Consider the following 6,915-nt stretch of genomic DNA (forward strand, 5'->3'; position numbering starts at 1 on the left):
TAAGTTTCATGGCGCGGTGCCGGATGATAGCACCCGCGGATCCGCGTAGTGGACGAGGAGCAGATCGCTCTGCCGGATCGCCTCTTTCAGGAGCGCCGCGTCGAGCCGGCGCGCGGCCCGGCCGCAGGCCCGAATGATCTCCACCTGCAACACGGCCTTCGCCACGCGCACCGACTGCAGGACGGCGTTCGTACCGTCGCCGAGATACGCCGCCCATGATCCGAACAACCTCGCCGCGAGGTAGCGTTGGATCACCGGCGCAAACGGCGCGATGTCCGGCTGCACCAACGCACGCCAGGTCCTCTCCAGCTCGCCAGGCCGCCCGGGCCACGTGTGCGGCGCCGGCACGCTGGCGCGCGCGTGATCGAAGAGGTGGAGGTCGTCGAAGCCGGGGAACGACGAATCCACGCGGGCGACTTGCTCCCGCTCCCACGACGAGAACTCATCGAAAGACATCAGCCGCCCCGGCTGCCGAAGTGGCGGCAGCGATTCTCGCGCATCGAGCCCTTCCGGCGGGTCGACACCCGGGACCGGCGAAGGCCCTTCGACGATCGCGACCGGTCCTTCGTGCTCGAAGAGCATCGACGCCGCCGTCGGACAATAGTGCGACAGCGTCACGCGAACGCCGCGCGCATCGATCAGGCAGACGTAGGGAAAGTGCGCGCAACTGGTTGGCCGCGCCGGATACACCGCACACCCCGTTGTTCCATGAAACACGCAGTGACCATCACGGTTGAGCGCCAAGGCGCCGGCGACGTCCGCGGGCGCCCCGTCTGCGGCGACCAGCCAGGCGCGTCCGCGCCCTGCCGTCCCGCCGCGATCGACGATGGCCTGAATGTCCGCGGCGCGATCGCCCTCGACGGGTATCGGCCAGCCCGAGGCGCAGCACGCGCCGCTGTGACGGCACCCGTAACCGACGTGCAAGTTCAGCCAGGCGAAAGCCACAGACCCCATGGTAGTCTCCCTCGCCAGTGTCTCAGCCGTTCAAGCGCGCGCTCGGGCCGTTCGATGCCGTGATGATCGTCATCGGCGGCATCATCGGCTCCGGCATCTTCATCAATCCGTACATCGTCGCGCAGCGGCTCGACTCCTCCGCCCTCGTGATTGGCGCCTGGGTGGCCGGTGCCGCCATTGCGCTGATCGGCGCGCTCGCCTACGCCGAACTCGGCGCCATGTCGCCGGCGGCCGGAGGGCAATACGTCTACCTGCGCGACGCGTATCACCCGCTGATCGCCTTTCTCTACGGATGGGCGCTGCTGTTCATGATCGAGAGCGGCGCGATGGCGGCGGTGGCCATGACTTTCGCGGAATACGCGGTGCGATTGGTGTCTGACCAGCCGCAGGCCGCCGCGCTGATTGGGCCGGGGGGCGTGCGGGCCGTGGCGATTGGCGCCATCGTCTTCCTGTCGATCATCAACTACCTCGGCGTCGTCCCCGGCAGCCGCCTGCTCAACGTCTTCGTGGTGCTGAAGGTCGCGGCGCTGACGGTGCTGATCGTGGCGGGCCTCGTGTTCAGCGGGGTCGTTGACGCGGCGCAGCAGGTGGCCGCCCCCGGCTCCGAAGGGAGCCTCACGGCGTTTGGCGCGGCGCTCATTCCCATCGTGTTCGCCTACGGCGGATGGCAGAACGCGAACTACGTCGCCGAAGAGATCAAGGACCCGAAACGCATCCTGCCGATCTGCCTGCTGCTGGGCACGGCCATCGTCGCGCTCGTCTACGTCACGATCAACATCGCGTATCTGAAGGCGCTTGGCCTGGGCGGATTGGCGGCGACCACCACGCCGGCGTCCGATTCGGCGCGGCTGCTGTTCGGGGCGGCCGGCGACCGCTTCGTGACCGCGGCCATCGCGATCTCGACGTTTGGCTTCCTGAACCTGTGCGTGCTGGCGCCGACGCGCGTCTACTACGCCATGGCGGCTGACGGCGCGTTCTTCCCGCAGGTGGCCCGCCTCCATCCGCGCTACCAGACGCCCTCGCTGGCCATCGGGCTGCAATCCACCTGGGCGATCGCGCTCACGCTGACCGGAACCTACGGGCAACTGCTCGACTACGTCGTGTTCGCGGATTGGATCTTCTTCGGCCTCACGGTCGCCTCGGTGTTCGTGTTCAGGCGAACCATGCCGGACGCGCCGCGGCCGTTCCGCACGTGGGGCTACCCCGTGACGCCGGCACTGTTCGTGCTCGCGGCCATCGCCATCGTCTACAGCGTGATCCGGGTCAGCCCGCTCCAGTCCGCGATCGGCGCGGCCCTGATGGTGGCGGGAGTGCCGGCGTTCTACTATTGGAAGAGGATCTCGTCGCGGACCGCCTGACGCGCGCCGTTCACATCATGAATTCCAGACTCAACGCTCCTTACATGCGCTGGGCCAAGACCCGCCCGCGTGTCACCTACGACCTGGCCTCGAGTGGCCTGGTGCCGGTAACGACCGAGGAACTGGTCGGCAACCTCGCGGCGAAAGAGCTGTTTGCTCTCTCCGGCCCCAACGACGAGGGCTTCGCGCCCCTGCGCCAGGCCATCGCGTTCCGATATGGCCTGACGCCGGACCACGTCACCATTGCGAGCGGGGCTTCCGGCGCGAACTTCCAGGCGTTGCTGGCGCTGCTCGAGCCGGGAGACGATGCGCTGATCGAGACGCCGGGATACGACCCGCTGATGGCCGCGGCGCGTGCAGCCGGCGCCAACGTGGTGCCGTTCGAGCGCAGCTGGCAAAAGGGATTCGCGCTGGATCCGTACGTGGTCCGCACGGCGCTGACCCCGGCGACCAGGCTGATCGTGATCTCGAACGCGCACAATCCCAGCGGCGCCATCGCGACGCGCGATGCGCTCGAGCAGGTCGGGGTGATGGCCGACGCCATCGGCGCGATGGTGCTGGTGGACGAGGTCTACGCGGAGGCCCAGCACACCGACGCCCCTCCGCCGATTCCGGCCGCGCGCTACCACGGGCCGTTCGTCACCACGAGCAGCCTGACCAAGGCCTACGGCCTGGCAGGTTTGCGGTGCGGCTGGATCCTGGCATCCCCTGACGTGTCGGCGCGCATCCGGACGGTGCGCGACATCATCGATGGGTCCGGCGCGTTCGTCGCGGAGGCGCTGTCGGTGGCGGCGTTCGCGGCGATCGATCGCCTGCGCGCCCGGGCGAGGAAGATCCTGGCCGAGAACCTGTCGAGCGTGCGGCAGATGGCGGAGTCGCATCCCCGGCTCGAGTGGCTCGAGCCGCACGCGGGCACCACCGCGTTTCCCCGCGTGCGCGGCGTCGCCGACACGCGGCCGTTGGTCGACCTGCTCGTGCGCGAGTACGACACCATCGTGGTGCCCGGCCACTTCTTCCAGGCCCCGCAGCACATTCGCATCGCCTTCGGGGGGCGCGCCGAGATGGTGACGGAGGCGCTGCAGCGGCTGGATCGCGCCCTGCGCGGGTCGCAGATTTCGTGATTTGGCGATTTCGTGATTTCGTGATTTCGTGTCATTTCGTGATTTTGTGATCGAGCCAATCGCCAAATTACCAAATTACCCAAAATCACCAAATCGCCAAATCACGAGATCACCAGATCCCGAATCGCGGAGCCCCTATGAACCTCGATAGCCTCTTACAGCAGTACGAAAACGGCCGCCTCTCGCGGCGCGACTTGCTCGGCGCGCTCGCCGTGCTGGTCGCGGCACCCGCCACGGCGACGACGGCTCACGCCGCGCAGGACGGCCCGGTCGGCGCCATCACGCAGATGAACCACGTCAGCATCTTCGTGCCCAGCGTCCAGAAGTCCGTGGACTTCTACCAGGGCCTGTTCGGCATGCCGCTGCTGACCCGGCAGGACCCGGGCATCAACCTGAGCGCCGGCGCCGGCTTTCTCGGCATCTACCCGGCCCAGGCCGGGGCGACCACCGGATCCATCAACCACGTCTGCTTCGGCATGGAGAACTTCGACGCCGACGCGGTCCTGAAGCAGCTCACCGGCCGCGGCATCAAGGCCAACATCCGCCTCCGTGGCGACACAAAAGAGCTGTATTTCACGGATCCGGACGGTATTCGCGTGCAATTACAGGACGTCAAGTACAAGGGCGGGACGGGTCCGCTGGGCGACAAAGTCCCGAAGTAGACGAGGTGGAAACGACGGATTCTGTGGCAGAATCCGCGTACCTATTGTGGGGGAGGCCCGAATGGTTGGTCACGAATTTCGACAGCGTAGCGTCCTGGCGGCAACACTCGGCGGCATCATCCTGATTGCCGCTTCGGCTTCGGCCCAGACGGCCGCGGCCCCGACGTTCTCCAAGAACGTCGCGCCAATTCTCCAGAACAAGTGCCAGGAATGCCATCAGCCGAATTCGATCGCGCCGATGTCGCTGATCACGTTCGCGGAGAGCCGTCCGTGGGCGCGCTCGATCAAGAACCGCGTCTCGACGCGGCAAATGCCGCCCTGGCACATCGACCAGACCGTCGGCGTGCAGAAGTTCAAGAACGACATGTCGCTCTCGCAGAACGAGATCGACACCATCGTCGCGTGGGTGGACGCGGGCGCGCCGCAGGGCGACCCCAAGGACATGCCGCCGGCCAAGCAGATGCGCGCCGACAACGAGTGGAAGGGCGTGCAGGACGGCTTCGGCCCGCCCGACATCGTCGTGCGCAGCTCCGAGTACAAGATGCCGGCCAAGGGCCAGGACGTCTGGTACCGGCCGATGAGCGACATCCCGATCACCGAGCCGCGCTGGGTGAAGATGGTCGAGATTCGCCCCACCAACCTCCAGGCGCGCAAGGTGCTGCACCACTCGATCGCCTATCAGGTGCTGAGCCCGGACAATGTCGCGTCGGTCAACACCGGCACCGCCAACGGCCCGGCCGCAGCGGCCAGCACTGAAGACCTGGTCAACCGCCGCCCACAGTTGATGGAGTGGGCCATCGGCAAGGGCTACGACGTGTTCACGCCCGGCACCGGCAAGCTGATCATGCCCGGCGAAAAGCTCTCGTGGGACCAGCACCTGCACCCGTCCGGCGAAGAGATCGACGCGGGTTCCGAAATCGCGCTGTGGCTTTATCCGAAAGGCCAGGAGCCGACCAAGCGCAGCTACCTGATTGGCTTCACCGGCCTCCAGCGGCGCGGCTTCCTCGACATTGCGCCCAACTCCATCTCGCACACCGAGGGCTTCACGGTGCTGAAGGAGAACACGCTGATCACGAACTTCCAGCCGCACTTCCACCTCCGCGGCAAGGCCATGGAAGTCCGCGCGATCCTGCCCGACGGCAGCACCCAGGTGGTCAGCTACGTCGGCAAGTTCAACTTCAACTGGATGACCAACTACATCTACGCCGACGATGCGGCGCCGGCGTTCCCGAAGGGGACGATCATCCAGGTCAGTGCCTGGTATGACAACACCAAGGCCAACCCGAACAACCCGGATCCGGATCAGTGGGTCGGTTACGGCGACCGCACCGTCGATGAGATGGCACACGCCTGGATGAACGTCGTCTATCTGAGCGACGCCGAGTACAAGGCCTGGCTTGACGCGAAGAAGGCGCGCCAGGCCACCGAGGTCGTGCGGCAATAGCCATGCGCCGATTCCTGTCGACCCTCGCGCTCCTGGTGGGCGCGGGGGTTCTCTCCCTGTCCACGACCGCCGATCCCTCCGTCGCCGCCCAGCAGATCAGCGAGCCGTTTCGCAGTGCGGGCGCGAACGTCACACCGGCCTATGAAGGCTGGTTCACCAACGCCGACGGCACGCACAGCCTCCTGATCGGCTACCTGAATCGCAACACGGGCCAGGTCATCGACGTGCCGATCGGGCCGAACAACCGCATGGAGCCGGGCGGGCCGGACCTGGGCCAACCCACGCATTTCCTGCCCGGACGCCAGACCGGCGTGTTCCTCATCACGGTGCCGAAAGAGTTCGACAAGAAGCAGCGGTTGACCTGGTCGATCACATCGAACGGCCAGACCGCGAGCGTCCCGTTCTGGCTCAACGAGCCGTACGAAGTGAACCCGTGGACCGACGTCGCGGTGGGCAACAAGCCGCCGGTGATTCGCTTCGACCCGGCCGGGCCGACGACTCAAGGACCGATCGGCATGGTGGCGAAGGCGATCTCGCGAACGGCGACCATGTCGGCGGGACTTTCGCTGCCGGTGTGGGCCACCGACGATGCGAAGTACTCGAGCGGATCGAATGCGCCGCAGCGCAATCCCCCGCCGGCCGTGATTCTGCACTGGTCGAAGTACCGCGGACCAGGCACGGTGACGTTCGACAAGACGCCGCCGGTGTTCGAGAAGACCGAAGGCGACGCCGTCTTCAACGGCAAGGCCACCGTGACGGCGAAGTTCAGCCAGCCCGGTGAATACGTCTTGCACGTCGACGCTGAGGACTATTCCGGACGCGGCGGCGGCGGCGAGGTGTGCTGCTTTACGACCGCGATGGTCAAGGTCACGGTTACTCAGTAGTCCGAGGCGGCACTAAAGTGCCGCCCTTCAGGCAAGAAGAAAGGGCACCCCGCGGCGGGTGCCCTTTTTTTGTTTGCCTATTTCGGTCGGGACACCGGCGGGACGATGCCGTTCACGCGATAGGCAGTCACCAGCTTGCCGTAGTGCTCGCCCTGGTGTTCGAGCCAGCCAATCAACGACGGCGACTGCTTCGCCTCCACGACCGGGAACGACGCGGCGATCGCCGCTTCCATCTCCGCCACCATTGACGCGCGGGTCTTCGGCTTGCCCGCATCGGCCTTCTCGCGCGCCGCGAAGTCGAACTTCTCGCCCTTCGCCACCGCGGTGGTCATCTCCAGGCCAATCGTCACGTGGCGCAGTTCGTCGAGCACGCTGCGTGAGTCGGGATGCGGCTTCCATCCGAGCTTGTCGTCGGGGAACTGCGTGTCTTTCGCCATCGTCAGGATCTTGTTGTGCACGTTCTTCCACGAGTTCACGATCGTGGACTCGTAG

Annotated in this window: 7 protein-coding genes; 5 read left to right on the plus strand and 2 right to left on the minus strand. The window is 66.3% G+C overall.

The window, feature by feature from the left end; translation table 11 throughout:
- Window positions 1-6: 6 nt before the first annotated feature.
- Window positions 7-945 (minus strand): hypothetical protein, encoded by a 939-nt coding sequence (locus WC815_16215; protein ID MFA5910327.1) that lies wholly within the window; start codon window positions 943-945, stop codon window positions 7-9.
- 26 nt (window positions 946-971) lie between these two features.
- Between WC815_16215 and WC815_16220 the strand changes: the two genes are divergently transcribed.
- The 5 genes from WC815_16220 to WC815_16240 all read left to right on the plus strand — a co-directional run bounded on the left by WC815_16220 (window position 972) and on the right by WC815_16240 (window position 6,423).
- Window positions 972-2,312 (plus strand): amino acid permease, encoded by a 1,341-nt coding sequence (locus WC815_16220; protein MFA5910328.1) that lies wholly within the window; start codon window positions 972-974, stop codon window positions 2,310-2,312.
- Window positions 2,313-2,356: 44 nt separating this feature from the next.
- Window positions 2,357-3,433: an aminotransferase class I/II-fold pyridoxal phosphate-dependent enzyme gene (locus WC815_16225; GenBank protein MFA5910329.1), complete on the plus strand. Its 1,077-nt coding sequence runs from the start codon at window positions 2,357-2,359 to the stop codon at window positions 3,431-3,433.
- 137 nt (window positions 3,434-3,570) lie between these two features.
- Window positions 3,571-4,095: a VOC family protein gene (locus WC815_16230; GenBank protein MFA5910330.1), complete on the plus strand. Its 525-nt coding sequence runs from the start codon at window positions 3,571-3,573 to the stop codon at window positions 4,093-4,095.
- Between the two features lie 61 nt (window positions 4,096-4,156).
- A complete protein-coding gene (locus WC815_16235) occupies window positions 4,157-5,539 on the plus strand; it encodes a hypothetical protein (GenBank protein ID MFA5910331.1) in 1,383 nt (460 codons plus the stop codon).
- A 2-nt stretch (window positions 5,540-5,541) separates the two neighbouring features.
- Window positions 5,542-6,423 (plus strand): hypothetical protein, encoded by an 882-nt coding sequence (locus WC815_16240; GenBank protein MFA5910332.1) that lies wholly within the window; start codon window positions 5,542-5,544, stop codon window positions 6,421-6,423.
- Between the two features lie 77 nt (window positions 6,424-6,500).
- Here the strand turns inward: WC815_16240 and WC815_16245 are convergent.
- Window positions 6,501-6,915: DinB family protein (locus WC815_16245; GenBank protein MFA5910333.1), on the minus strand; the 415-nt coding region annotated here is incomplete at its 5' end.

It is taken from the genome of Vicinamibacterales bacterium (genome assembly GCA_041659285.1).
Classification (GTDB): domain Bacteria; phylum Acidobacteriota; class Vicinamibacteria; order Vicinamibacterales; family UBA2999; genus 12-FULL-67-14b.

Bases quoted from the DNA above. Each gene is read 5' to 3' on its own strand.
- WC815_16225 (MFA5910329.1), top strand. From the start codon at position 2,357: ATGCGCTGGGCCAAGACCCGCCCGCGTGTCACCTACGACCTGGCCTCG.
- WC815_16230 (MFA5910330.1), top strand. From the start codon at position 3,571: ATGAACCTCGATAGCCTCTTACAGCAGTACGAAAACGGCCGCCTCTCG.
- WC815_16235 (MFA5910331.1), top strand. From the start codon at position 4,157: ATGGTTGGTCACGAATTTCGACAGCGTAGCGTCCTGGCGGCAACACTC.
- WC815_16240 (MFA5910332.1), top strand. From the start codon at position 5,542: ATGCGCCGATTCCTGTCGACCCTCGCGCTCCTGGTGGGCGCGGGGGTT.